Source organism: Nocardioides sp. Leaf285, assembly GCF_001422955.1.
GTDB classification, from domain to species: Bacteria; Actinomycetota; Actinomycetes; order Propionibacteriales; family Nocardioidaceae; genus Nocardioides; species Nocardioides kribbensis.
Genome location: NZ_LMNH01000005.1, coordinates 73402 through 99903, shown reverse-complemented (window position 1 = coordinate 99903; position 26502 = coordinate 73402). Strand labels below are relative to the sequence as shown.

Genomic DNA, 26502 nt, shown 5'->3' with positions numbered 1-26502 from the left:
CTGGGTTGCCGCACGGCGTGGTTCAGGAGCGCTTCTTGCCCTGAGCCAGGAAGACCCGCTCGCCGCCTTGGATGGCCCCGGTCTCGGGGCCTCGCCAGTGCGGCTCGATCCACTGCTGCCGGTGGCTCTTGGTCGAGGGCAGGTACTGGTTGCGCCAGAACCCGCGCACCGCGAACCGGACGCTGACCTTGCGCCCGGTGCCCTCGGTGCGCTGCGCCGCGCCGTCGGCGACGTCGCGGGCGCTGCGGCGCAACGAGATCACGTGCACCGGGGCATCGGGGCGCGCGACTCCGAGGCGGGCGGCCTTCTTGCGTGCAGGTCTGTCTCCGGCGGGCTGGTCGGCCGAGGAAGAGAGCGGCTGACGCGCGAGGGTCCAGAACGCGGCCAGGCACCGCTGGTAGAACCCGGGGGCGTACTGCTCCGAGGGCGGCGCCTGGCCGTACGCGCTGCCGATCAGCGACCCCATGGTCCACGCGGTCGAGGAGGTCGGGAACAGGCCGGGGAAGCCCCGCAGTCGGGGGTCGTCCGCGCCCGGGAACCCTGGCGCATCTCGCATCCGGGCGTAGGAGTGGATGAGCACCACGGGATGCTCGCCGTCGCCGCGTTCTTCGAGCAGCGGATGGTCAGGCGGCAGAAGCGACCACGACAGGGCTGCCACCGGCATGGTCGGAGGCTGGCCGCTGCGGTCGGGAAGCGGCTCGGGGAACCAGAGGAACCCGTCGGGGCTCAGCAGATCGGTCTCGGCCAGGTGCTGATCGGGCATGGTGGGTGCGGCGGTGTCGATCAGGGTCGTCATCTCGGGGTCGGCCACGTAGAGGGTCGCCGCCCGTAACCCGGCCGCGTTCGTGGCCGAGACCTGCGCTGCGCGCAGATCGACCTCGGGGGAGACGGTCACCTTGCGCCCCAGCATCTCGGGGCCGACCGGGTGGCCCATCAGCGTCAGGGCGTAGCCGGGCCCGAAGTCGCCGTCCCACAGGTTGACCAGCACGCGTCGTGCGTTCGCGCACCCGGCGGCAGCCGTGGCAGCGCTGAACGGCGCCTCCGCGCGGGGGTTCGCGACCGCGCTCATCGAGCACTCGCCTCCCGTGAGGCGTCCCGGCTTGCCGCGCGGACGGAGGTGTCGATGTCAGCGACGATGCCGGTCACGACATCGCGCACCTCCGGGTCGTCGGACTCCATGACCGACGTCCAGGCCGGGGAGGTGCGCCAGCGACGGGTCTCGGGGTCTGCTGGTGGGGTGGGCCAGTACTCGACGATGGTCGGGTTGGCTGACGCGGAGCCAGACTGCTCCGGGGACGCTCCCCGGTGTGTGATAGCCGACATCGGGTCTCGCGGGGTCCACGCCGACTCGCGGGGGATGTCCATGAAGACCGGCCCGTGCACGTGCAGGTCGCGTTGTGGACGATCGAACTGGTCGGCTGTCAGGTCGATGAGGGTTCGCCCGCCGCCGGGTCGGCGCAGGATCAAGACGAGGTGGCCATCCCAGCCGCCGGTGCGGGCATCGAGGCTGACGTCGGTGGCGCGCATTCCGGGGCGCACCCCGATGCTCCAGGCGTCGTCGGGCCACTGGGAAGGATGGACGCCCTGCTCGCGCAGCCTGAACCCCTTGCCGTTGATGGCGCTGACCCACACGCTGGTGGGGCGAGCGGTGATGCCGTAGTGCTCCAGCACGCGCACGCCGATCGCGGTGGTCGCTACGCAGGTGTTCGTCTCCTCGAAGAGGAGGCGCGTAGCCGCGCGAGTGCACAGGGCCATCAGGCGCAGCCAGTCGCGTGAGCCGACCGCAGGCTGGGCCCGGTCGGGGGTCGGGGCGGAGGTCTGGTCGGGTCGGGGGTCCGGGGTGGTGCTCATGGGGTCTCCTCGGCGCCGGTAGCCAGCACGACGTCACGGCCAAGGCGCAGGCCTTCGGTGTCGATGACGTACTCGTCCTCGCCACGGCCGGTGAAGCGAGCGAAGATCCGATCGGGGGCGACGACGGTGGTGTAGACCTCGCCGTTGCCTCGGCCCATGCCGGACCAGCGTCGGGCGAACCACTGGGCGGTCTCACGCGACCCCGACCAGGCCATCCCTACCGCCCGTTCCGGCACTGCGCCGCGGTACAGCCGCACAGGACCGGTGGGGATGAGCCGCGCCCGCTCGTCCTCGACGGACTCGTCCTCGTCGTCGTCGTCTTCGGGGTCGTGGCCGAGGGGGTCCTCGTCGGCGTCGAGGGCCTCGTCGAAGACCGGCTCGCCGATCATCTTGAACACGAAGCGCCAGCCGTCGGTGTCGAAGTTGGCCTCGGGGAACTCGCAATGCGTCCAGGCCCATCGGGCCAGCCGTCGGACCTCCGCGTCGGTCAGCGCGAAGTGGGAGATCAGCCGGTAGACGATCCAGGGGGCGTCGCGGTCGTGGACGGGGCCACCGGCGACGGCGCGGTCCCACAGGACCGCTCGCGCGTTGTCGCAGGTCCGCTGGCCCCCGTGCTCGGCGACGATGTGAGCGACTGCGCGCTCGGCGGACTGCTCCGCGATCGCCTTCGACTCCTCGACGCTCAGCGGCACCGCGCGGTCGACGCCGTAGGCGGTCAGGTTCCAGGCGCGCACCGTCGCGGTGGCGGGGTCGGCCTGCATCGGAGCCAGAGCGACCGCCTCGTGGGTGCGACCCTCGCGCATCGCTGCCTCGAACTCCTCGCTCTGCTGGGTCGCGGCGGCGGCGCCTTCCGGCTGGCCTTCGGACTGGGGGTCGGGGATCACTGGTCACGCTCCGGCGCCGGGACGTCGGCGCGGGGGCCGGGGCGGCTGACGGTGGTGCCGTCAGGGGTGACCTCGTCGACCATCTGCAACGCGTCACCCAGGTTGTGCTGCGCGCTGCGGGTGGGGTCCCACATCAAGACGTGACAGTCGTCGTCTGTGCACATGCCGCGGGGGTGAATGCCTGCGATGAAGGGGAAGCCGTTGCTGGATCCGCAGGAGGGGCAGCGGGGGCAGCGCAGGGTGAGGTCGGCGAAGGGCCAGTAGAACCCGTCGGGGGTGTAGGAGGAGCCGTCGAGGCCGACCAGGGGCGCGAAGATCGAGGCGAGCAGACCGGGGTTCGCGGCCAGGGCCTCGGCCTGGGCTGCGGTGTCCGCACCGTCCTCGGTCTCGCCGGGCCCGTTGGTGGGCCCGTTGCTGGGGTTGCGCGGTTCGCTCATCGGCCCACCACCACGGTCGTGTCGGTCTCGGTCACGGTGATGCCGCCTGGGCGGGCCAGGTAGCGGGTCTCGGCGGCCAGGATGTTGTAGGCCAGCGGGCGTCCCGTGGCGACGTCGTGGACGTCGACGCGACGGTCCTCGACGGACTGGGTCAGGCACTTGACGTGGGATCCGAGCGCGTCCCCGAACTCACGGCGAAGGGCCCGCTCGGCGCGCTCGGCCAAGGCGACCGGGTCGATGTCGGCGACGACGCCGGAGAAGGTGAGCATCGCTCCGAAGACCGGGGTGAGGGGCACGGGCTCGGCCTGGGGGTCGGCGACGTAGATGACGCGACGCCCGGCCCCTGGATCGGTGTGCCTGCCCAGGAGTCCGGCGCTGCGCTCGGCGGCCTCGGTGGTGAAGAGCCCGCTGATGCCCAGGTGGGTCCCGAAGTCGTCGACGACGTCGACCTTGACGAAGTGCCCGACCGGGCCCTGGGAGGCGTCGCTGCGGTACATGGTGCGTCCCTGGCGTGCCGATGAGGCGTCGTCGACGACGGCGGCGAAGAAGGCGGAGGAGTCGCTGGGTCGCGTGGTGGCCGTGAGCCGAGCGGGGGTGAGCGTGTCGCTTGCGGTCATGGCGAAGACGGACTGAGGCTCTGAGGAGTCGACTAGGAACTGGACCTCGGCGTACGCGATCGGTCGCGCGCGCACTGCTCCGTGCATGTCGGGGGAGTCGGCGGGCATGCGGGGATCCTCCTGTTGTTGTGCCTGGGGCTGCCCCGGGGGCGAATCCTGGGCCCCGGTAGGTGCGATGGCCTGGTCGGGGGCGTCGCGGTAGGTGCCGTTCTCCTCGGCATGGCAGGCCAGGCACCGATCGCGGTAGCGCTGGCGGCCCGCCCTCAGGCCGACCTTGTGCTTTGCGTGGGTGGTCTCCCCGTGCAGGGGGCAGGTGGCGATGAAGTGCTGCACGTCGGTCGACAGTGGTCGCCCGTCCTTCGACGAGGGTCGGGGGCCCGCTGTGGTGGTCGCTGCCGGGCTTGGCGTGGCGGTCTGCTGGCTGGGGAACTGGGGCTGGGGCATCGGGGTCTCGCTTGTCCTCGTGTCGGGGGTTTCTCCGACGGGTGGCCTCGATGGGGTTTCTCATCAAGGCGTCTCGGGCAGCACCGGTCGACGGCGCAGACGCTGAGCCGACCCTAGCGCTGGTGCAGCAGGGGTGGGGACGCTGTCCTCGACTGTGCCGCCCGCGAGGGCACGGCGCACCGGCCTCAGTGGGTGGAGTCTGAGTCCTGTTCGCGCTGCAGCCGCGCCTGCCGCTTGCGGGTCAGGTTGTCGATGGCCTTGCGGGCCGGGTCGGGCGGTTCCTCGACGCCGCTCATGCCGTGGCGTGCAGCCTCCTCGCCGGAGGCGAAGAGGGGCACGGGAGAGACGTAGTCCAGGACCGCCTCGATGACGTCCTCGGCCACGCCGGTCAACGCAGCCACGCGCACGCCGAGACTCTCCTCCATGTCGTGGCATCCGGCCCAGCCCGCGCAGACACGTTGGTCCTGCTGGTGGCAAAGGAACAGTCCCGGGGGCTGGGAGGCGGTGTCGCGATCGAAGGGCGGCAGTTTCGCGTACTCCTCGGGGTGCCAGACCCCGGCGGGGACGTCGGTTCGGTACGGGCATGTGCCGCAGGGGTTCTTGGCGGGCGCGCGCACGTCATGCGTGCTCGGCGCCGGGGCCGCTCCCGGGGTTGGGTCGGTGTCGCTCATCGAGGGGTCCTTCGTCTCATCCGGAGGCGCTGACGCCAGACCCGTGTACGGCGGTCTGTTCGTCGCGCTCCTGTGGGCCCAGGGGGCGCCACCGCTGACGCCATGCTGCGAGCGGCTGGGTCAGCGGGCATGGGGCCACAGGGTCGAACTGTCGTGCGGTGAAGTCCCAGACCCAGGCGGCCTGGCTCTCCTGGCGGCCGCGGTCCAGCATCACCAGGGTCGCCGCGTGGGCGTTGAGAACGATGTCGACCTCGGGGAACCAGGCGACCCTTCCGAACTCGGCGCCGGTGACTGCGTGCGCGGTGATGCCGTCACCCTGCAGCCGGGCCGCGAAGGCCTCGGCCACCTCGATGCAGGTGTCGCGGCACAGGTCGGGATCGGTCAGCCGGACGCCCCGTTCAGCCAGGAACGTCTGCGCCACCGCCTCGACGCGGGCTCGGGTGGCCGGTGCGGTGCTCACCGCGGGTTCCATGGGGTCACCCTCTCAGGTGCTCGCTGGGCTCTGACCGAAGAGGTCGCGATCGTCGAAGCCAGCACCGTACTGCGGGGGAAGGTCGACGGGGTCGAAGTCGGCGTCCAACAGGGGCAGGTCGGGCACCGGGAGGCCCCAGTACTCGCACAAGCCCGGCGTGACCTTGACCCGCGACCAGTAGCCGCCGGAACCGGCCCAGACGATCTGGGGCAGGATGACCAGCCCGCTGCGCCCGTCACGTCGGCAGTCGCCCCACAGGTCGATCCAGCCCTGGCTGACGCTGGCGACGCGCACCGTCTGCGCTCGCCGCAGGACCAGGCGGTTACGAGAGGGGTTCATCGAGCGCACGGGTGTCCCGGCGGGCAGGGGCACTCGCTGTCCGGCGTCGACGGGGCACACGATCCGGTTGGCCCCGGCCAGGCGCGGCATCAGCGGTTACGGATCGTGAGGACGTCAAGGCTGGGGGCATCGACGTCGAAGCCGAAGCCGCGCTGGTACTCCAGCGCGAGGGCCAGCCCTGTGGCCCGGGCGGCCTGCGAGGTCGCCAGAGCGTCCCGGTAGGCCTCGAAGAGCGCTGTGGTCAGGGACCGCCACGCCCAGATGACCCACTCGGGGTCTCCGGCCTCCGCGCCCGTCTCGGGGTCGGCGGCCAGCCGGTCGCGGATCGTGGCCGCCTCGCTCAGGCCAGCGACCTTGGACCGGATGCGCTCATCGGCGCCCAGGTCGAGCAGTCGGGTCCGGCCACGCTCGATGCGCTCGCCCAGGTCGGCCCAGGCCGCCTCGTGCCGGGCGATCACCTCAGCGCGATGACCGGTGGCCGCGTCGCCTTCGGGGGTCGCCGTGGCCGCAGATGTCGTCGTCATGACTGGAGCGTGTCCGGCGCGGACACCAGAGCGCTCCTGGGTCCGGGCAGTGTCACGACAGGCTCGCCCGCACCTGAGGGTCGGCGTAGACCGAGTCGGCGTAGCCGCACCGCGGGCAGTCCCACACCAACAGGGTGCCGGTGGCATCCACCTCGGCCTCTGCGCGGACCTCGTGAGCAGCCTGGTGGCCCCTGCCGCGCACCCCGTTGGCGGGGACCGCCATCGTCACGGTCGCAGAGCGCAGCGTGTCGACCACCGAAGCCCCGCCCTCGCCAGCGCTGAGCACGAGCATCTCGAACGGTTCCATGCACCCCGAGCACGGCAGCGAGACGCGCTGCTCCGTCGTTCCCGCCATGAGCCCAGGGTGTCACAGGCCAGCGCCCCGAGCGGGAGAGTCAGGCGGGGAGGTCGAGCCGGGCGCCGCCTCGCCGGGGGTGGCACAGGAGACTCGTGACGACCACCCAGAACCCCTACTCGACCCCGGTCCAGGCGCCCGCCACGCCGTCCATCCAGGCCCCTGGCGGCGCTGCGAAGCGCCCGTTCCTGGAGCGCTTCCTGACCAACTGCCTGCCCGTGGGGGGCATCTTCCGCCTCGACTACGACACCGCGCTGGTCTCCACCGACGACCTGCGCAAGCGCGAGGTCGGTGGCCTGCCCCGGGGTTCGCTCCTGCTCGCGGCCGCGGTCACGCGAGGCGCCGACCAGACGCTGAGCCTGGATGAGCAGGAGGTCATCCTGCTGCGGGTGCGCGGCATCGGCGAACTGCCCAACGAGCGCGCCCTCATGGAGAGCCGCGAGTCGGTGGTCAGCGAGGGGTACAACCGCGGCCACGCCTACGGCGACGTCACCGACCCGATGACCCAGGCCATGCACCAGCGCGGCGCCATCGACTGCGACGTCCTGGGCACCTTCTACGCCGACCCGCTCTCCGGCGGGGCCACCCGCTTCGGCGCCGACGTCGACAACGTCTACTCCTCCACGCTCTACGAGGTCTTCCGGCCCTCCGAGAAGGCGCTGTCCTGGATCGCCTCCTACACCCCCGACGCCGACGCTCAGCGTCTGCCGCTGGGCACCGTCCGCTACGCCTCCACGCGCCGCAAGCAGGTCGAGTCCGGCCTGTCCCAGGCGATGGTCAACGTCAACGTCTCCGACTTCGTGGGTCGCAAGACCGCGGTCTTCGGCATGACCCGCACCGGCAAGTCCAACACCATCAAGACCCTGGTCACCGCCGTGCACCGCTACGCCTCGGAGACCCACCAGAAGATCGGCCAGGTCATCTTCGACCCGCAGGGGGAGTACGCCAAGATCAACGCCCAGGACGGCACCGGCCTGCGCCTGCTCGGCGACGCCGACGGCGTGTCGATCTACACCACCCAGCCCACCGCGGGCGATGCCCAGGAGAAGGCGCTGCGCCTGAACTTCTACGACGTCGACCTCTTCCCCGTCATCTGGGACATGGCCTGCGACACGATGCGTAACCAGGAGACCTCCTACACCAAGCGCTTCATGGCCGCCGACATGGAAGACCCCGACCCGGGCGACTTCAGCGCGCTGACCCACTGGAACCGCGGCCGTCTCGCCTTCTACGGCCTGCTGGCCAAGGCCGGGTACAAGGGCGGCTTCTACTCCGCCGACGGCACCCCCACCTCGCTGCCGTTCTCCCTGAAGGACGACACCGCCTCGAAGTTCACGGCCGAGACGAACGTGACGCTGCAGGGCGGCAGCGGGAAGTACGCCGTCAGCAGCCCCCAGGAAGCCGCCGCGGTGACCGAGTTCATCGGCAAACTGCTCGGGCGCCTGGAGAAGGCGCGCAAGGGCAGCAAGGACGAGGACCGCGAGGAGGCCCAGGAACTCGAAAACCTCGTCGGCAAGTGGGAGGAGTCCGAGCAGTTCGCGGCCGTCAACGAGGTCTTCCACCACGTGCGCGGGCGCGGCCTGGCCGGGCTGCGCGAACTGCGCGAGTTCCACGACCCCAACGGCACCGGTGACCTGGCCGTCATGGTCTGGGACGACATGATGGCCGGTCGCCTGGCCGTCATCGACCTCTCCGTCGGCTCGGAGGTGGTCATCAAGACCATGAGCGAGCGCCTGGTCACCGCCCTGGTCAACAAGGCCTCCGACCGGTTCCGCTCCGGCGCCGCCCCGGTGCCCTTCCAGATCGTGGTGGAGGAGGCTCACAACCTCTTCGAGCGCGGTCGCACCGTGGCCGCCGACCCCTGGGTGCGGATGAGCAAGGAGGCAGCCAAGTACAAGATCGGCCTGGTCTACGCCACCCAGGAGGTCACCGGCGTCGACCGGCAGATCCTGTCCAACACCAGCAACTGGGTCGTGGCCCACCTCAACTCCGGCAATGAGACCCACGAGTTGGGCCGCTACTACGACTTCTCCTCCTTCGCCGACCGCCTGCGCAAGACCGAGGACGTCGGGTCGGTGGTGCTGAAGACCTACTCCTCGCCCTACCTGGTGCCGATGCAGGTGGCGAAGTTCGACCACGACATGATCAACGACGCCCGCGAGGCCGCCGGTCTGCAGCCGGTCGACTCCACCGGCCGTGTCGCCGAACGTGTCGCCCCGGGACACATCCACGCCGCCAGCCCCACCGCCCCGCGGGCCCCCGAGGCGGTGGCTGCGCCCGCCGCCGACTGGATCGGCAACGGCCCCGCCATCCCGGACAGCGACTTCTGAGGTGCCCCTCGACAACGAGCGGGCCCACCGCCTCGCCCACGTCTCGATGGCGCGCCAGGACCACATCCGCGAGCAGGTTCAGCGCTGGCAGACCGTCGCCACCACCGAGCGCTACGCCGACAAGATCGCGGCCCTCGTACGCCCCGTTGAGGACCTCGGCCCCGGCGACCGGGCGATGACCCACTGCCTGGCCATCGACGGGTCACTGGACGAGATCCTGCTGCCGGACGACTCCATGGTCGGCTTCGTGGTGGCCGCAGCCGCCCTGACCGACATCGCTGCCTTCAACGGCTCACGCCGGGGTCGCCTCGTCGACACCCGGGCCCTGGCCGCGGCCACCACCCGCTTCTCGGTGGAGACCGTCGTGCCCTCGGCCTTCAAGGCCGCTTCCGGGCTCAGCGGCATCGACTCGTGGCGCGTCGCCGTCGACGACATGCTCGCCCTGCCTGTCCACGATCACGCCACCGCCTCCTTCACCCTCGGCTCCGCGCTGCGCTTGCTCTACGGATCGACCACCGCCGCCGTCCCTCTGCGCGGCTGCGCCGACTGCGGCTACCAGCCCGCCATCGACCCGGCCGCAGCGTTCGCCGCGAACGGCCCGCTCACGACCGGGTCGACGCTGTGGGTCACCGACCCAGCCACCACCGGCCCCTCGACGTGCCCGGCGTGCGGGGTGCTGCTGCGCCTGGGCGACGCGCTGCACACCCACCCCGAGTTCAACGAGGAGGGCGAGAACGGCAAGGCCATGAGTCGTCTCATGCTCATCGCCGAACGCCTGATGATGGTCGGCCACATCGAGGCGACGATGGCTCTGGACCCCACGCTGTTGCGTGACCTGCTGTGCGTCACCGACGGCCCGCTGGCCATCTTCGGGTCTCGTTCGGGCTCCCTGGCGCCCAAGTTCGGCGCCTACCTGTCCTGGGTCAACGCCCGGCTGAGCGCCCAGGGCCTGCCGCCGCTGCAGTACGTCGGCATCGAGAAGCACGGCGCGTTCGCCGAGCACGCCCACCTGATCCGCGACCACATCGCGCCGGGGCATCTGATGCTGCCCGACGGGCCCTACATCCAGCGTCACATCGTCAAGCGCGTCGACGACCACAACATCTACGGCGCCCACGAGTTCTACGGCCGCCGGTTCTTCTACCGCACCCGAGCCGGGGACATGCTGGTGCTCACCGTCCCGCCCGTGCCTGGGGTCGCGGCGTACTCCCGGGAGGAAGCCAGCCACCAGTGGGAGTCCTACCCGACCGTCGCCTCCATCGCCCGCCACCTCGACTCGATGCGCAGCCGCCTGTACGAGAACGCGGTGCTGCCCCTGATGACCGCCCACGCCAGCGCCTCGCTGCCCCAGGGCACCGGCCGCTCGGTCCTCACCGCGCTGGCTCACGGCGCCCGGCGCGACCCGGGGGTCTGAGCCCGATGTCCTCATGAAGCGCGCCAAGCACCGGCGGACAGCCTCCGACGCAGCCGCGCCCGAGCCGACCCGGGGCGCCGCCAGCGAGCAGCGTCTCGGGGTGCCGCTGCGGCCGACCGCATCGTTCGGCTCGGTGCTGTGGCGCGACACCGCGCGCGGGGAGTCCTGGCCTGCCTACGTGGAGCGCTACGGCGACTGGAAGCGAGCCAACGGTCGCTACCGGATGGCCCACGGCGTGTGGCGCTACCAGCAGTTGGCGCTGCTGACCGGCGCGCTGCTGGGTGCCCTGCTGATGGTTCCCGCGCTCGACACCGCCCCCGGACCGGCACCCGACGGCGGCGTCGGGCAGGCCCTCGACCTGCCCTACCTGCCCGCCTACCGCCAGCAGTTCCCCGACTGTCGTCCCCTGCCACCGCCTGACCCGCGACCTGACCCGCGACCGGACCCGCAGCGCGTGGTGCCCCAGGACGCAGCCCGTGCGCGCGAGGAGGCCAGCCCGGTCACCGCAGCCGTCCTCGCCGCGCGCAGCCTGCTAGTGCTCGACGTGGAGGGCCAGCCTCGGCGCATGGGCGGCGAGGAGTTCGCCGAGCGCAAGCGTGCAGCCGACAGGTCGCTGGCCCAGGTGTGGGTGGTCGGGGTCTGCACCGCCCGCCCGCCGGGCTTCGAGTCGGGCTCGATCGCGCCACTGAGGCTCACCGAGGACACCTCCCAGCCAGCCCAGCCCCGTCAGACCACTGTGCCGCCCAGCCGCTGAACGGTCTCGCGTGCCGTCTTGGTGTGGACGCCCGAGAGACCCCGGGCCTCCAGGGTGGCGAACAAGGTTCGGTTGTCCGCCCCGACCAGGGGTGTGCGTCGCGCGAAGACCTCGCCGCGTTCGGAGCGCAGCAGGAAGTTCGTGGTCAGGACCGTGGCGCCGTGCGCGGCCAGGTACTCCAGCATCCATCCCAGCCACCCTGCGTCGCGGCTCAGACGCGACAGCGCGGGGACAGCCAGTGTGGTGCCGTGCAGAGCAGCCTGCTCCAGGAGGTCGACCAGCCCCTCCTCGGGACCGTCCAGACCCGAACGGGTCACGGCGCCCTCCACCGTGCTGGACACGCCGCTGGACACGCCCCGCGCCGCCTCTCGTGCCGTGGCAAGGTCCGGCACCTCGGCCCGCTCCTCGCCGATGCGATCGGCTCCCTTCGCGATCGGTGCCCGCCCGCCCCGATCCGAGGCCATCGCCATCGCCGCCAGGACAGCCCTCGCACGCGGGTAGCGGGCCAGGGCAGCGAACGGCCCCGCGGAGGGCTCCTCGAAGGATCCGTCCTCGCTGTTGTGCTCGCGCAGCCACGCGTTCAAGGGGGCGCATCCGGCGTAGGTCAGCCGCACCAGGGCCTCGTCGCTGAACCGACCGGCAGCGTGGTGGGCCTCCACGGCCCCGTTGCGCAGCACCACCGCCGCCTCCGCGCGCACCCCGATGGGCGCCTCGGCGGGCTCGAACGCGGCGACGTCGTCGAGACAGGCCGCTCGCAGCAGCCGCCGGTTCGCCGAGCCCACCGCCGCGTACGCCGCCGCGCGAGCCCGCACATCGTCCGCGACCTCCTCGGTGGTCTCCCTGCTCACCCCGACCGGAGCGAGCAGGCCCGGCAGCGCCGAGCAGAAGCGATCCCAGGACTCAGCCGGGGCCGACACGACGGGGGAGGGGCGCATGCGCCGAAGCCTAGGAGCACCCTCGGGCCCTGACCCAAGAACCGCCCTGGCGCCGTCGGTGGTGGGGCGGCACAGGAGCCCCGTGACTTCCTCGACGATCGGCCATGCCCTCGACCCGGTCCCTGCACTCGGCGCGACGACCCCGTCCCGGTCCGCGATCGCCGCAGCCACCGGCCGCGGGAGCAGCACCGGGGCCAACGCCGCCCCGGCCGCCTCGCTCGGTCTGGCGGCCGCAGCCGTGAAGATCCTCGATCGCGCGGTCGAGGACTCCGTCGCCCCGGGCGCCAAGCCGCGACCCGGGCAGGCCATGATGCTGAAGGACCTGGTCGAGGCCATGCTCGACGACGGGCACGGCCAGGCCCAGGCCGAGGGCCCTACTGGCGTCGGCAAGTCCTTCGTGTACCTCACGGTGGCCGCCGCTGCGATGGCCGCACGCTCGGAGCGCTCGGTGGTCTCGACCGAGTCGCTGGCTCTGCAGGCCCAGATCGTCGACAAGGACGCCCCCGTCATCGCGGCCGCCTGCGAGGCGGTCACCGGCTTCCGGCCCCAGTTCGCGGTCCTGAAGGGGTGGAGCAACTACGTGTGCACCCAAGCCACGGTCGACTCCGCCAACGACATGCTCGACCGGCTCGGGCGCACGGGCGACGCCGAACCCAAGGCGCTGAGCCGGAAGTTCGACAAGGCCGTCGCCGACAAGGGCAAGATGCTGTTCGGGGAGCAGAAGGAGCGCGCCGACGTGCTCGCCTGGGCGCTGCGCCAGGCCGTCGGAGCCGGTGACCCCCGCGTGACCGGCGACAAGAACGCCTACCCGGGCAACATGAACGACTCGATGACCTGGGACTCGGTGTCGGTCTCCTCGGCTGACTGCATCGGGGCCGACCGGTGTGTCTTCGCCGACGAGTGCCTGCCGAGGGCTGCGAAGGCGCGCGCCGCCGAGGCCGACGTCGTGGTCACCAACCACCACCTGCTGGCCGTTCAGGCCGCCAACGACGTACCCGTGGTCATCGGGTCCAAGACCCTGGGGGAGTTCCACCACGTCTTCGTCGACGAGGGCCACGGGCTGCCCCAGATCGTGCGATCCCAGGGAGCCGTCGAGATCTCATCTCGCGCCGTGCTGTCGTTGGCGCGCGCCGTCGGCAAGGTGTTGGACGACCGCGAGACCAGCGTCAAGAACTGGATGGATGCCGGTGCCGGGGTCGCCCAGTACGTCAACGAGGACCTGAAGGAGAAGGCCCAGCGCATCGGAGGCCGCGACACCGTGCTGCGTCTCGGCGAGGGCCAGGAGCCGCTGGAGTCGTCCTTCGCCGTCGTCGACCGCTGGCTCACCGAGGCCGTGGAGATGCTGAAGCGGGCCGCGAAGTCCAACTCCGCACCTGCCGCCGAGATCGGCCTGAAGCGTGCACGTGGTCGCGTCGAGGGCATGAAGAGCGCCCTCGACCTGGTCTCCGAGCACAAGCCCGGCGCCGCCCGCTGGGTCGAGGTCGTCACGCCGCACCCTCGTGCCACCGACCAGACCAAGTACCCCGTGGTGCGCTACACCCCCGTCGACGTCGCCGGGATGATCCGCCGCTCCCTGTGGACGCGCGAGATGACCGAGGAGGAACTCGAAGCCGTCGGCTGGTCCGAGCAGAGCGCCCCGGTCGAAGAGGAGTCCAGCGCCCCTGAGGGTCCGAAGCCGCGGGTGCCCCTGACCAGCGCGGTGCTCTCCGCCACGATGCCTCCCGGCTTCGGGCGTCAGGTCGGCATCCGCGCCCCGCTGCGCAAGTACCCCTCGCCGTTCGACTCCGCCTACGGGTCCTCGGTGCTGTTCGTGCCCCGGGCCGTCGACCAGGCCGACCTGCAGGCCCTCGGCTCCAGCGCCTACGGCAAGTTCAAGTTCGACACCGCCAAGCACCGCGCCTGGGCGCTGCGCCACATGATCGACCTCGTCGAGGCCAACGGCGGCTCCGCGCTGATCCTGGCCGCCACCGCCAGCAGCGGCAAGGAGTACGCCGCCGCGTTGAAGAGCGCCGCCCGCGGCCGCTGGGACGTGCTCTCGCAGTGGGACGGCGTCGCGCTGCGCAAGCAGGTCGCGGCCTGGAAGGCCGACCGGGCCTCGGTGATGGTCGGCACCCGCTCCCTGATGACCGGCGTCGACGCCGCCGGAGACACCTGCACCCTCGTGGTCGTCGACCGTCCCGCCCGGGCGGCCTCGAACCCCGTCGACGACGCACGTGTCGAGGCCCTCGTGGCCAACGCCGACATGGACAAGTGGGCCGCCGACCGGTTCTGCTACGTCAGCGACGCCTCCCTGCTGCTGGAGCAGTCGGCCGGACGACTGATCCGCAAGGTCAGCGACTCCGGGATGCTCGCGGTCCTCGACCCGCGGCTGCTGAAGGCGGGGCCGTTCTCCTACCCCGAGCCGACCCGACGGATGTACCTTGACACCCTGCACCGGTTCGAGACCAAGATCAGCGTCCCCGAAGCGGCCCACCAGTGGCTGCGCAACCAGCAGGCGCGGCACGCAGGAGCGCAGGCGTCCTGACCCTCCTCGCAGCCGGTCGGCCGCAGTCGTGACGTGTCCGGTGCGCTGGGCGGTCCGCGCCGGACACGAGGGATGCATGAGCACCCTCGCCCCCGTCGCCGCCCAGCCCGCCGCCGCCCTGGCCGAGACCCCCGCCCAGCGCCGCTCGCGCCGCCTCGCCCAGAGCGCCACCGACGACGCCCAGCGCATCTTCTTCGAGCAGGGCGTCACCGCCGCGCACGAGCACCTGGCCTACGTCGAGACCGGCCCGGCGCCGCTGACCTACCGCCGCGCCTTCGCTGAGCAGATGGAGGCCCTGCTCGGCGCGTTCACCGAGTGAGGCGCGGGTAGACGCCGACGGGTGCGGGCGGCGCGCAGTTCTGCGCATGGTCCGTCCCAACAGGCGCCGACCCACCTCGGCAGATCCGCCAGGCCAGGGAGCGCCACCGGCCCCTGAGGATCCCCGATGCGTCACTCCCGCCCTGTCACATCCGCGTCGCTTCGCTCCCGCCCGTTGCGTTTCCTGGCAGCCGCGGCCATCGCCTCCGTCGCGCTCGGCGCGGTCACCGCGACCGCCGGCCAGGCCGCAGCCAGCCAGGGCGACAGCGCCCAGGTGGGAGGGCAGGCGAGGAACCAGGCAGCCGCGGCTCCCACTCCGGAGCAGTCCACCTCCTCCCGGCCGCGCCCCGTGGTCAAGGACCGCGACCGCGACGGCCTCAGCGACGCCCGCGAAGCCGCCCTCGGGACGAATCCGCGCAAGGCCGACACCGACCGCGACAGGCTGAAGGACGGCGTCGAGGTCAACCGACTCGGGACCGACCCCACGAGGAGGGACACCGACCGCGACGGCATCGCTGACGGCGTGGAGGTCAAGCGGGGCACCGACCCGCTGGTCAAGGAGGACCCCGACGCCGACGGTGACGGCCTCACGACCTCGGAGGAGCGGGCCCTGGGCACCGACCCGAAGCGCGCCGACACCGACCGAGACGGCCTCTTCGACGGCGACGAGGTCAACCAGTTCGCCACCGACCCCCTCAGCGACGACACCGACGCCGACGGCCTCGAAGACGGACCCGAGGTCGACCAGTACCTGACCGACCCCCTCGACGCCGACACCGATGGTGACGGAGTGCTCGACGGCGACGAGATCAAGGTCCACCGCACCGACCCCCTGCAGGCCGACACCGACGGTGACGACCTGAGCGACGGTGACGAGGTCGACCTGCACCTGTCCGACCCGCTCGACACCGACACCGACGACGACACCCTGCTCGACGGGGCCGAGGTCAACGTCCACGCCACCGACCCGGCCAAGGCCGACACCGACGACGACGGGCTACGCGACGACGCCGAGATCGCGCAGGCGAGCGACCCGACCAACCCTGACACCGACGGCGACGGCCTCACCGACGGCGACGAGGTCAACCTCTACTCCACCAACCCCCTGGACAGGGACACTGACAACGACGGACTGCCCGACAACCGCGAGGTGGAGGTCGGATCCGACCCGACCGTGAAGGACACCGACGGCGACGGCATCGGTGATGGCCCCGAGGTGAAGACCCACCTGACCGACCCCACCAAGAAGGACACCGACGGCGACGACCTGGACGACAACGAGGAGGTCTTCAAGCACAAGACCGACCCCAACGCCAAGGACACCGACGGCGACGGCTTCAACGACGGCCGCGAGGTCAAGGCAGGCACCGACCCGCTGAAGAAGTCCGACCACCCCTGATCCAAGAGGTGCCGCGGCCGGGTGGCGCCGTCTCCCCGGCCGCGGCACAGGGAGGACGTGCAGCCGACCGCCTACCTCTCCGGAACCGTCCGGAGCCCGGAGGTGCGCCTCTACTTCGACCCCGCAGCGACACACCTCGTCCACGGGACGCTGCTCATCGACTGGGTCAAACTCGCCCCCAGCCGACACTTCGACGGCCAGCGACGCTGCTGGGTCATCACCGCGTTCGGCGTCGACAAGAACCCCGACGCGATGCTGCGCAAGGCCGGGTTCGCCCTCGACCTCGTCAACGGCCCGCCGGGCCAACCTCTCGACCCGTCCCTCGATGGCGTCCTGAGCCTGTGCGACCTCATGGCGCCGCTGGTGCGAGCCTCCGCCATCAAGCCCTCGATGGCCCTGTGCCGACCGCGATTCGTGGGTTGGCACGGCGCGAGAGACCTGCTCGGTCGCGGATCGGTCTGGGACAAGGCCAACGGCCGCTTCGAGGTGCCGCTCACGAACGTTCTGCTCCATGGCCAGCCGCGCCCCGGCCTCGAAGTGGAACCCGCCACCGTCGCTGCAGCCCAGGCGCTGCTGAGGGCTGAGGAGTCCTTCGGCCACGCCCGGTTCAGCGACGCCGCCATCTCAGCCGACCTGTCCACCGCCGCCGCCTCCTCGGGCCTGGACCTGACCGGGGCCGACCAGGCCGCCATCGACCGGCTCGTCGAGGTCACCGGCGACATCCCCGGATGGTTCGGCATGTCGCCCTACCCGTACCAGCGCCTCGGCGCGATGGCCATCTCGGCGGGTCGTTCGCTGCTGTGCGACCCGACTGGCCTCGGCAAGACCCTGCAGGTGATCGGCGCCTTCGCGCTGCGCGACGTCCAGCGTGGCGTCATCGTCGTCCCGCCGGTCGTGGTGACCAACTGGGCGCGCGAGATCGAGCGATGCGGACTCGCCGCGGTGCCGCCCAAGCCGCCGACCAAGGCAGAACTCAAGCGACGCGAGCGAGCCGCGAAGAAGGCTGCCACCGCGGCCGCCAAGCAGGCTGCCCGCGATGGCGCGAGCCCCTTGGCCGCCGCGCGCGCTGCGGCCCAGGGCACGGCGAACGACGAGAGGGCCACGGCAGCCGCTACGACCGTCGCCACCCCCTCGTCGACGCTGCCGGGCCCGGCGGGGAGCCCGCTCGCACCACCAAGCAACTCCGCCGCCTCACTCGGGACCGGCGCCTCCAGTGTCCCCGACGACAGGGCGATCAACCTCACCGAGACAGCACCTCAACGGACCCTGGTTGTCTTCCGTGCAGGGCGCAAAGAGCCCGACCTGCCCGAGACCGGGATCGTGGTCGTCCCCGACTCGCTGCTCTCGGCGCGACCCGCTCTAGCGGAGAAGATCGCGCGTTGGGACCCCGACGGCTACGCCTACGACGAGGCGCACCGGGCACGCACCTGGCTGGGCAAGCGATCGACCGTCGCCCGCGACCTGGTCGCCCGGATGCGGCCCGGGACGTTGACGATCGCTGCCACCGCGACACCGCTGTTCTCCAACCCCGCCGAACTGGCCCCCCTGCTGGCCATCTCCGGGCACCTGGACCGCGTCTTCGGCGGCTACGAGGCCTTCATGGCCCGCTACACCAAGAAGGACTTCTTCAACAAGGACGTCCCACGCCTGGAGGCCCTGCCCGAACTGCGAGCAATCCTCACCGAGAAGGTCTGGGTGCGACGGGTCAAGGAGGAGGTCCTGCGCGACCTGCCGCCCAAGACGCGCCGTGGCCTCATCCTCGACGTCGACCTCGCCGGGTTCCGGGCCGCCCACGACGAAGTCGTCGCCAAGATCTGCTCCTGGATCGACTCCTTCTGCACGGCCGAGGGCCGCTACCCCGAGGACGAGGAGGCGCAGGCGTGGGGCAAGACCCAGATCGGTCTCATCTCGCCGCTGCGCAAGGCGGCAGGGGTAGCCAAGGTCCCCGCGGCCCTGGATCGCATCGCTGAATGGATCAGCCAGGAGGCCAGCATCAACATCGACGGCACCGTCACCTGCGAGCGGCCCTTGATCGTGTGGGCCCACCACCAGGAGGTCATCCAGGCCCTGCGCGCCGCGGCGCCCGCGCACCTGAAGGACCACCACCTGCCGTTGGTCAAGGTCATCGACGGATCCACCTCCTCGGTCGAGCGCGGCCGCATCGTCGATGAGTTCCAAGCCGGTCGCATCCCGGTCCTGGTCGCCTCCATCACCGCGGCCGGAGTCGGGATCACCCTGACCAAGTCCTCCGATCTGTGGTTCCTGGAGTCGGACTGGAGCGTGCCCCACCAGTCCCAAGCCGAGGACCGCGCCTGGCGCATCGGCCAGGAGAACCACGTCTCGGTCACCACCCTGCTGGCCGCGGGCACTCTCGATGGGCGGATCCAGGACATCCTGGTGCGCAAGGCCGACCTGATCTCGAAGGTCCTCGGTGAGGGATCCGACGCCGAGATGGACCTGGTCGAAGGCGACCTCGACGTCGCCGCGGCCCCAGCGGAGATCATCGCCTCCCTCGTCGAGGTCGCGGTGGCCCGTCACGCCCAGACTCGCGCCAAGCAGGCAGCGTGAGCCCCGCACACCTGGACACCATGAGCGCGCAGACCCTGAACGAGCCCCTGAACGAGCCCCTGAACGAGCCCCTGAACGAGCCCCTGAACGAGCCCCTGACCCAGCCCGGGTCCTCGGCCGACCTCGGGACCGGGTTGGCAGGCTCATCCGCGCTCGCCCCCATCGAGCGGCTGGAGGAGGACCGGGTCTACGCCAACCCCTGGGTCAGCGTCTTCTTCGACCGTGTCGCCCTGCCCGGCGGGGCCATCGCACGCTGGAACCGCATCCAGGTCGGCCAGCACGACGGCGTCGCTGTGCTCCCGGTCCGTGCGCAGCGCATCGGGCTGGTCGCGCAGTACCGCTACGCGATCTCCGCGGTCAGCATGGAGATCCCCCGCGGCTTCGGCGACACCGACGACCACCGCAGCGAGGCGCTGCGCGAACTGGCCGAGGAGACCGGGAGTCGCCCCGGCGAGGTGATCGCCCTGGGCGGTGTCCACCCCGACAACGGGATCCTCGACTCGCTGGTCCACCTGTTCCTCGTCGAAGTCGACGAGGACGCCCCGCTCGCGCCCGTCGAGGCGCACGAGCCGCCGACGTTCTGGTTGCCCATCGACGACGTCGTCGCCCAGGTCGCCAGCGGGAGCATCACCGACGCCTTCACCGTCGCGGCGGTCGGCCGGGCCCGCCTGCGCGGGCTGATCTGACCCAGCGCCGACCACGCCCAGTCGCCGCCACCAGGAGGTAACCATCATCAAGCGACGCGCCACCACTGCAGCAAGCACGCCGGGTTCCTTCGCGCCCACCGCGCGCACCGAAGCAGACCTCACCCTCGACGCTCCTGCTCACTCGATGGCTCACCTCGGCATCGTCACGCGCCTACTGCCCGACGGGACCCTCGTGGCGGAGAACACCACTGGTGGCTCCGTGCCCTGTCCTCACTGCCGCACCACGGACGGGCAGAGGCAGGACCTGGCCAAGCAGGCGACCTGCGAGCCATGCGCGGGACGAGGGGTCATCACGCAGATCCCCTTCTGCGACAGGCAGTGGGACCAGGTCATGGCCCATCCCTCCGGAGGTGGGCTGTGGCTCGGGGGACACGACTGCCAGCCCGGCGGCGGTGACGCCAAACCTCGCGATCGCTTCGACGTCGTCATCTCGCTGTTCACTCGCGAGGGCCACGAGCCCGCCCCGGGCGTCGAGCACCACACTCACACCATGGTCGACGGACCCCTGGACCCTGCAGATCACGCCCGTCTCGACACACTTGCAGAGACGACCCGGCAGCGGGTCGAGCAGGGGCAGGACGTGATGGTGCGCTGCCAGGCCGGGATGAACCGGTCAGGGCTGGTCGCTGGCATGGCCATGATCAAGATGGGGTGGCGCACCGACGACGTCCTGGCTCGCATGCGAGCCGCCCGGGGCCCCTGGGTCCTGTTCAACACCGCCTTCGTCGACCACCTGCGCACGATCGAGGACGACCTGCAGCGGCGTGAGACCCCTCGGGCGTGAGACAGGGCAGGCCCGGCGAGCGGCGCCCGGCGACGCCGCACACCTCCCGGGCATGACCCACTCCAGCCTCAGCGCGACCCAGGCGCGAGAAGCGTCCCGCCACGCCAACGGACGGTTCGGGACGCAGGTCCGCACCGAAGGCGACCTCGGCCCCGGCGGCATCGACCTGCTCGACCCGATGGCGGGCGACCTCAGTCGCGACGAGGCGGTCCGATCCTGGGAGATCGAGCGGCACCTGGCCCAACTCGACGACCCCGGCGGCCGGATCGGGCTGCCCAACGGCTTCGTGGCCCGCGTCGAGGCCGACGCCAGCAACGACCCCGACCTCGGCATCATCGAGGTCGGCCAGTACATCGCCACGCAGTACGACGCCCACGGCAACGAGACCGGCGCCTTCCTCAGCCTCGGGTTCGACGACCTGGCCCAGCGACGCGACCAGTCCGCCGCGCTGGCCTCCTTCGCCGTGCGGCAGGCACGAGCAGGTGAAGGCCCCCCGCCGGTGGAGACCGCCGAGGTGAGCGGCGCCCCCTCGGCGGGTGGCGACTTCGACCCCTGGGAGGACCCCACGGCCGCTACGAACGACCCGCCCGCCGCCCCCGAGCCGGAGCCGGAGCCCGAGCCCGAGCCGGAGAGCCCCTTCCCGCCCGGATCGGTCTCCAAGAACGGCATCGCCACCGCGCCGGACGGCACCCGCTACGTCGACGACCCCGACTCCTTCTGGCACGGCACCGAGTACATCTCCACCTACACCCGCGCCCAGGCGATCGGCGACGGTGCGCTCGTGGACCACTCCGCGATGGCGCGCGAGGCGGGCATCTCCTGGCCCGTCGCCCTGACCCGCGGCGCACACGGCGACGCGGTGCGCTGGGAGGAGGCCAACAGCGGTCTGCAGGACGAAGCCGGTCGCGCCTGGGACGTCCTCAACCTCACCCGCGTGGCCCTCCAGGCGCACGCCCGCAAGACCGACAACCAGGTCCGCCTCGGCGAGCGAGTCCCCTTCCAGGTGATGCGGATCCCCAACACCCCGCGCGCCACCCGTCCGGTGCGCACGACCCTGCACGCCGTCATCACCAGCGACGACGACGGCAGCCCGTGCATCACCGTCATGACGCCCGACGAGGACTGAGCCTCCCGCTCGCGCCTTCCGCCGTCCCGCCCCAGCCTGCCCGAGAGAAGACCTGACACCCGTGACCGACCGCTTCGATGAACGACTCCACCCCCGCACGCCCATCGGGCGCTTCGCCGCGAAGGTCCACCGCGAGGCGCCCGGCGTCGACCTGGTCGAGCGGGGAGTCGGCGCCCGCGGTCCCCGCGTCGGGTTCGTGCTCTACGACTACCTCGGCAACGACCCCGCCGACGACTTCATGGGCACCCCGGTGCACCTGACCTCCGCCATCCCGCCCGGCGCCTCCGCACACGTCGCGCTGGGGCCTGGCCGACGGTGGGCCGCCACGTGCGAGCAGGACGACCCGCAGACCGGACAGCCGTGCGGCGCGCTGCTGCTGGCCGAGGACCTGGGACCCCTGGCCAGTGCCCGCGCCCGCCACGCGTTCCTCGACCACCGAGCCACGCGCCCCGACACCCTCCACGCTCGCCCCGGGAACCACGTGGAGGCCTACGACGAGGTCGCGCTGGAGGTGGGCGAGTGGGTCGTCGACGAGCGTCACGGCGTGCGGGTGCGTCTCAGCGACCGGGGCGAGGGACGCAACGGCTCCTACGCCCCCGACAACCCCGCCGACGCGCGGCTCCTGCGCGTCGACGTCCAGGTCCGTCCCGAGCACCCCGACGCTTCGGGCGCCCCCGTGGCAGAGAGCAGTGGGCCCTGGGCCAGCGCTCGGGCGACGGCGCTCACCCGCGTCCGGGCCGACCACGTCACCGGGGAGCAGCGCCGCCGCCTGGTACGCCGCGTCCTGTCCGAGGCAGTCGACCACACCGCTCATGGGGTCCCCATCCGCGATGCGGTCGAGACCTGCGCCCACCTCAGCGACACCGACATCCCCCGCTACGCCTCGGACGACCCGACAGCCGACGAGCGCGTCACGGCGGCCCTCCGGGAGCACCTCACCGCGCGGAGCGCGTCGCGGGAGCGCGTTCCCGCCCTGCCGCACACCCCATCTTCATGACCGCCAGTCCGATGCCCAGCACCGCACGGTCCCGCGAGGACGCACGTCGTGCCGATGGCCGATTCGGCCCCCAGAGCCGACACGAGGCACGGGCCGTCACGCTCATCCCCGGCGCCGTAGCGCCGCCCGCCCCGGCCCCCTACGACATCGAGGGCATCACCTGGGTCGGCACCGGCTGGGGCCCCTACGTGCCGGTGCGACGCCTGCGCACCTTCGCAGGCGTCGAGACCGGCGACCTCATCGCCGAGCAGGTGCCCCACTTCCGCACCCGTCGCCTGATCCGACTGCACCGCGTCGTGCCCGAGAAGGGCATGGTGCTGGGCCACTACGTCGACCCCGCCGACCCCCACACCCGCCAGCCGCACGCCAACACCATCGACCTGTGGACCTTCGACCTGCCCCGCAACGAGCGCGAGGGCCTGAGCGCGTTCCGAGAACTCTTCGCCACCGACCGCATCGACGCGCGTGGCTGAGGCCCCACGGGTCGAGCCCCCCTTGCCTGCCGCGCCCCACCCGTCGCCCACAACACTCGGGGAGGGGCACGACCCCACCACGATACGGCGAGCCGCGACAGCCTCACGCGGTGAGCGGCTGAGCCGGACCCCGCACACCGACAGGACATGACACACCCCGCAGCAGCCCGCGAGGCGGCCCGCCGCGCCAGTGGCCAGTTCGGAACCCAGAACCGCGACGAAGCCGAGGTCTGCCTCGCGGCGAACTCCGGCGCGTCGCGCCGCGTCACCTTCACCGGTTCCAGCAGCCAGCGCCAGTCCGTAGGGCTGCCGGGTCACTGCGACGACTGCGCTGCTCGTGGCCACCTCGAAGCCCACCCCGACCTCGGGTGCCCCGACGTCGGCTGCCACTCCGTACACCCCGAGGAAGCCGAGGAGAGCGTGAGCCAGAGCACCGGGACCCTCCTGCGGGACGACCGACCCCTGAAGCGACTGCCCCTGCACGCCACCTCCGGCACAGCGCGAGGTCTCGCCAACGAGGTCAGCGACGGCGACATCGACCTCGACCCGCCCTACCAGCGAGGATCGGCGTGGAGCCAGGCACAGCGGGTCAACCTGATCCGCAGCCTGCGGCTCGGGGTGCCCGTGCCCGCGGTCGTCCTCAACGACCGCCACGCCCCGGCCTGGTATGCAGCCAACCCCGGGCACGACCGATCCAACCCGTCCCGTTCGACCTACGCCGTCATCGACGGCAAGCAGCGCCTGGAGACGCTCCGCGACTGGTTCGAGGGCTCCCTGCCGGTGCCCGCGTCCTGGTTCGAGCCCGAGGAGATCGCCACCACGATCCCCACACCCGAGGGCCCCCACGTCACCTGGCACGGACTGACGCCCACCGCGCGGGCCGTCATGGGCACCGAGGCCACCATGCCGCGCATCTACGCCGCCCTGCCCACCGTGCAGGCCGAAGCCGAGATGTACCTGCTGCTCAACACTGGTGGCACAGAACAGCGCGCCGCCGACCTCGCGAACGCCGCCGAGGTCGCCCGACGCGGCACCTCGTCCACTTCGCCCCAGAACAACCCATCGGAGGACCCGCGATGACCCGCCATTTCGAGCCCGCATCCCACCCTCGCGACCACGGGGGCCGGTTCGCCCAGACGCACCGCGCCGAGGCCACCGTGAGAGTCGATCCGGCCGAAGTGCCCGGCCACGTGCCCTACATCGAGCAGTGCCTCAGCGCCCTGCGAGCCGACTACCCCGGCCTGCGCTTCGAGGCCCCCACCGGCGCCCACGCACCCGGCGTCCTGTTGACGGCACACGACGCCGAAGGCCACACACTGACCGTCCGCAACGATGCCAGGCTCTCGGTCTCCGCGACCTGGGCGCGGCCCGTCGCGGGTGTCGACCCGGCCATGGCCGCTTACGCCACACGCAGCCTGCAGATCGACGAGCCGCCCTTCGGCTTCCGCGATGTCACCGCCGAGGACTGCCGTGCCGTGGTCGGCGACGCCGTCGAGCAGGCCCACCTCTACCGCGCCTTCGACGAGCGCATGCAGACCCTCATCTCGCGCCCGGGGGCCCGCGCTCGGCGAGCGTTGAGCACGGTGACCTTCGGTCCCGACCTCGACGCGGGTGAGCACGTCACCTACTCACGCTTCTACGTGGCACCGCACCAAGCCCAGACGTCGAGCGGGCTGCTCCCAGGGACGCGCAGCCGGGCGGCCGTCCTCGACGTGACCCTCGTCGACCCCGCGACCGGGACCCGCGACCGGTACCGCATCGCCGAGGGCACCGACGGCCACCCCTCGATGTTCGCCGTCCGTGACTACGACGACGACCGCGTGCCAGCCCCGTACTGGCGACGCGCCGCAGCGCTGCGCGAGATCAACCGCCGGGGTGCGCCGGATCCCGTCACGCTCATGATCGACGTCGCCTACGCCGCCGACCAGCGCTCACGTGACTACCGCGGCACCTGAGCCCACACCCACAAGGCCTCCACCAATCCAGCCGCCAGGCGCACCAGCCCGGCCAGAACAAGGAACCCGCCATGTCCATCGACAGCCACGCCAGCACCAACCCCCCTGCGGGCTCACCCGGGCACAGCCCCGCAGTCCAGACCACAGAGGCCCGCGCCCACGACATCCGCACCCGCTACTCGCAGCGAGAGCGCGCCGAGGCTGCGGCCCGCTTCGCCGACCTAACGGCGTCTGGGAAGTGCCTGGAGCCGGAGATCGAGATACTCGTCGACTCCCTCATTCGCCTGCTTCTGGCCCGCCACGACGACGACGGATGGGAAGCCATCGGTCGCCTCTCCTCCGATGTCACCGCCGTGCACAACAGGGCCACCGAGGCGGTCAAGGTACTGCGTTCCGACGCCGTCGACTCGCTGCACCTGGAGGGGCGCACCTGGGAGGCGCTGGAGCCGATCTTCGGCGTCAAGAAGGCCCGCCTCGACCAGATCAGGAAGGGCGTCTCGGGCGGGCGGTACCAGCGTCAGAAGCACGCCGACCGCCGCTGAACCGTCCGCCCCGGCACCCCACCCTCGGAGCGTCGACCGACGCCGCCGCATACCGTGCAGACATGGCCACCCAGCAGAACATCGCCGCCCGTGAGAAGCGCCGTCGCAGCAACGGCGAGTTCGGCACCCAACCGCTCGATGAGGCCAGCATCGGCCCCGACGGCGTCGACCTGCGCGCCACTCGCGATCGAGCGATCGAGCAGATCGACGGCAGCGACATCGCCGCTGGCGACCTGCTCATGGTCGACGGAGAGGATCGCGTCGTCGACCGCGCCTACCCGATCTCCAGCCCCGAGGACGGTCGGCACGGGGGAGAGTGGATCGTGGAGTTCGAGTCCTACGACCGCGAACCCGACGGATCTCCGAGCGCCTACCTCTCGCGCTCCTTCGAGCGCGACCACACCTTCACCCGCGTCCGCGACACCCGACCGGCCTACGAGCGACTGGACTACGCGCCCGCCGACGGCGAGTCGTCGCTGCAGAGCCACGAGCCGCTGGGACGCCTCACGATCGCCCAGACCCTCAACCGGTCGGCCCACGAAGTCGCACGCGAAGCCACCTCAGGCCTCTACGACCTCAACCCGCCCTACCAGCGCGGCTCCGTCTGGGACCTGCGCCAGCGCCAGCGGCTCATCGAATCGTTCTGCCGCGGCATCCCGGTGCCCGCCGTCACCGTCAACGACCGCACGACCTCGCTGTGGCGATGCTCCGGCGGCTCCGACCCGCTGAGCACCGGGCTGGGGATGCGGGCGGTCATCGACGGCAAGCAGCGCATCGAGACCTGCCAGCAGTGGTTCAACGACGAGTTCGCCGTCCCGGCCTCCTGGTTCGACCCCGAGCGCGTCGAGCGGACCTTCGAGACCTCCGACGGGCCCTACGTCGCCTTCTCCGGGCTGTCCCAGGGCGAACGCAACCGCTGGTCGCTCACGAAGGCCCACCTGGTGGTCAACGAGGCGCAGGTCGCCACGGTCGAGGACGAGGCCCGGCTCTACCTGCTGCTCAACGGTGGCGGCACCGACCAGAGCGGCGACGACATGAAGCGCGCCGCTGAGGTGGCCGCCCGCGCGGAGTGAGCGCAGGTC

The 26502-nt window shown here is 71.7% G+C and carries 27 protein-coding genes; 16 read left to right on the top strand and 11 right to left on the bottom strand.

The features are described 5' to 3' along the window. Positions 1-22: 22 nt before the first annotated feature. From ASF47_RS18080 to ASF47_RS18035, 10 genes are all read right to left on the bottom strand, one after another. On the bottom strand, positions 23-1069 hold the full coding sequence (locus ASF47_RS18080) for a hypothetical protein (protein WP_162242293.1): 1047 nt from the start codon (positions 1067-1069) through the stop codon (positions 23-25). Beyond that, positions 1066-1851, bottom strand: coding sequence for a hypothetical protein (locus ASF47_RS18075; protein ID WP_056865434.1), 786 nt, complete (start codon positions 1849-1851; stop codon positions 1066-1068). Before ASF47_RS18075 ends, ASF47_RS18080 begins: the two co-directional genes overlap by 4 nt. Then, complete coding sequence (locus ASF47_RS18070; RefSeq protein ID WP_056865433.1) at positions 1848-2735, bottom strand: hypothetical protein; 888 nt, start codon at positions 2733-2735, stop codon at positions 1848-1850. Before ASF47_RS18070 ends, ASF47_RS18075 begins: the two co-directional genes overlap by 4 nt. Continuing rightward, positions 2732-3172 (bottom strand): hypothetical protein, encoded by a 441-nt coding sequence (locus ASF47_RS18065; protein WP_056865432.1) that lies wholly within the window; start codon positions 3170-3172, stop codon positions 2732-2734. Before ASF47_RS18065 ends, ASF47_RS18070 begins: the two co-directional genes overlap by 4 nt. Further along, positions 3169-3897, bottom strand: coding sequence for a hypothetical protein (locus ASF47_RS18060; RefSeq protein WP_056865431.1), 729 nt, complete (start codon positions 3895-3897; stop codon positions 3169-3171). Before ASF47_RS18060 ends, ASF47_RS18065 begins: the two co-directional genes overlap by 4 nt. 521 nt (positions 3898-4418) lie before the next feature. Beyond that, entirely contained in the window at positions 4419-4904 is a 486-nt protein-coding gene (locus ASF47_RS18055) for a DUF6283 family protein (protein WP_200919248.1), read from the bottom strand. 16 nt (positions 4905-4920) lie between these two features. Beyond that, complete coding sequence (locus ASF47_RS18050) at positions 4921-5376, bottom strand: hypothetical protein (RefSeq protein WP_056865430.1); 456 nt, start codon at positions 5374-5376, stop codon at positions 4921-4923. Positions 5377-5388: 12 nt separating this feature from the next. Then, a complete protein-coding gene (locus ASF47_RS18045) occupies positions 5389-5805 on the bottom strand; it encodes a hypothetical protein (RefSeq protein ID WP_056865429.1) in 417 nt (138 codons plus the stop codon). Beyond that, positions 5805-6239, bottom strand: coding sequence for a hypothetical protein (locus ASF47_RS18040; RefSeq protein WP_056865428.1), 435 nt, complete (start codon positions 6237-6239; stop codon positions 5805-5807). Before ASF47_RS18040 ends, ASF47_RS18045 begins: the two co-directional genes overlap by 1 nt. Positions 6240-6291: 52 nt before the next feature. Next, a complete protein-coding gene (locus ASF47_RS18035; RefSeq protein ID WP_056865427.1) occupies positions 6292-6594 on the bottom strand; it encodes a hypothetical protein in 303 nt (100 codons plus the stop codon). 95 nt (positions 6595-6689) lie between these two features. On the opposite strand from ASF47_RS18035, the gene ASF47_RS18030 reads away from it, so the two are divergent. Genes ASF47_RS18030 through ASF47_RS18020 form a run of 3 tightly spaced genes read left to right on the top strand, consistent with a single transcriptional unit; the run spans position 6690 to position 11092 of the window. Further along, the gene (locus ASF47_RS18030; RefSeq protein ID WP_056865426.1) at positions 6690-8924 is read left to right on the top strand and encodes an ATP-binding protein; all 2235 of its coding nucleotides are present in this window, start codon (positions 6690-6692) and stop codon (positions 8922-8924) included. 1 nt (position 8925) lies between these two features. Then, entirely contained in the window at positions 8926-10338 is a 1413-nt protein-coding gene (locus ASF47_RS18025; protein WP_056865425.1) for a hypothetical protein, read from the top strand. 13 nt (positions 10339-10351) lie between these two features. Then, complete coding sequence (locus ASF47_RS18020; protein ID WP_056865424.1) at positions 10352-11092, top strand: hypothetical protein; 741 nt, start codon at positions 10352-10354, stop codon at positions 11090-11092. Here ASF47_RS18020 and ASF47_RS18015 read toward each other — a convergent pair. Continuing rightward, a complete protein-coding gene (locus ASF47_RS18015; protein WP_156698008.1) occupies positions 11065-12027 on the bottom strand; it encodes a hypothetical protein in 963 nt (320 codons plus the stop codon). The genes ASF47_RS18020 and ASF47_RS18015 overlap by 28 nt on opposite strands. 82 nt (positions 12028-12109) lie before the next feature. Here ASF47_RS18015 and ASF47_RS18010 point away from each other — a divergent pair, with 82 nt between their 5' ends. The 13 genes from ASF47_RS18010 (at position 12110) to ASF47_RS17950 (ending at position 26493) form a co-directional block, all read left to right on the top strand. Next, positions 12110-14551 (top strand): ATP-dependent DNA helicase, encoded by a 2442-nt coding sequence (locus ASF47_RS18010; protein WP_156698007.1) that lies wholly within the window; start codon positions 12110-12112, stop codon positions 14549-14551. 76 nt (positions 14552-14627) lie between these two features. Then, positions 14628-14870: a hypothetical protein gene (locus ASF47_RS18005; protein ID WP_056865421.1), complete on the top strand. Its 243-nt coding sequence runs from the start codon at positions 14628-14630 to the stop codon at positions 14868-14870. 174 nt (positions 14871-15044) lie between these two features. Beyond that, positions 15045-16268, top strand: a complete 1224-nt coding sequence (locus ASF47_RS18000; protein WP_056865420.1) for a hypothetical protein — start codon at positions 15045-15047, stop codon at positions 16266-16268. 57 nt (positions 16269-16325) lie between these two features. After that, positions 16326-18836 (top strand): helicase-related protein, encoded by a 2511-nt coding sequence (locus tag ASF47_RS17995; protein ID WP_056865419.1) that lies wholly within the window; start codon positions 16326-16328, stop codon positions 18834-18836. A 20-nt stretch (positions 18837-18856) separates the two neighbouring features. Beyond that, positions 18857-19522, top strand: a complete 666-nt coding sequence (locus ASF47_RS17990) for an NUDIX hydrolase (RefSeq protein ID WP_056865418.1) — start codon at positions 18857-18859, stop codon at positions 19520-19522. A 352-nt stretch (positions 19523-19874) separates the two neighbouring features. Beyond that, entirely contained in the window at positions 19875-20327 is a 453-nt protein-coding gene (locus ASF47_RS17985) for a protein-tyrosine phosphatase family protein (protein WP_162242292.1), read from the top strand. A gap of 52 nt (positions 20328-20379) precedes the next feature. After that, positions 20380-21453, top strand: a complete 1074-nt coding sequence (locus ASF47_RS21735) for a DUF6573 family protein (RefSeq protein WP_056865416.1) — start codon at positions 20380-20382, stop codon at positions 21451-21453. A gap of 61 nt (positions 21454-21514) precedes the next feature. Next, entirely contained in the window at positions 21515-22450 is a 936-nt protein-coding gene (locus ASF47_RS17975) for a hypothetical protein (RefSeq protein WP_056865415.1), read from the top strand. Further along, the gene (locus tag ASF47_RS17970; protein WP_156698006.1) at positions 22447-22923 is read left to right on the top strand and encodes a hypothetical protein; all 477 of its coding nucleotides are present in this window, start codon (positions 22447-22449) and stop codon (positions 22921-22923) included. Before ASF47_RS17975 ends, ASF47_RS17970 begins: the two co-directional genes overlap by 4 nt. Before the next feature lie 147 nt (positions 22924-23070). After that, entirely contained in the window at positions 23071-24003 is a 933-nt protein-coding gene (locus tag ASF47_RS17965) for a DUF262 domain-containing protein (RefSeq protein ID WP_082500515.1), read from the top strand. A gap of 77 nt (positions 24004-24080) precedes the next feature. After that, positions 24081-24878, top strand: coding sequence for a hypothetical protein (locus ASF47_RS17960; protein ID WP_156698005.1), 798 nt, complete (start codon positions 24081-24083; stop codon positions 24876-24878). Positions 24879-24949: 71 nt separating this feature from the next. Next, positions 24950-25420 carry a hypothetical protein gene (locus tag ASF47_RS21495; RefSeq protein ID WP_056865411.1) on the top strand — a complete coding sequence of 157 codons (471 nt, stop codon included), beginning with the start codon at positions 24950-24952 and terminating at the stop codon, positions 25418-25420. Between the two features lie 62 nt (positions 25421-25482). After that, positions 25483-26493 (top strand): DUF262 domain-containing protein, encoded by a 1011-nt coding sequence (locus ASF47_RS17950; protein WP_056865410.1) that lies wholly within the window; start codon positions 25483-25485, stop codon positions 26491-26493. Positions 26494-26502 lie beyond the last annotated feature (9 nt).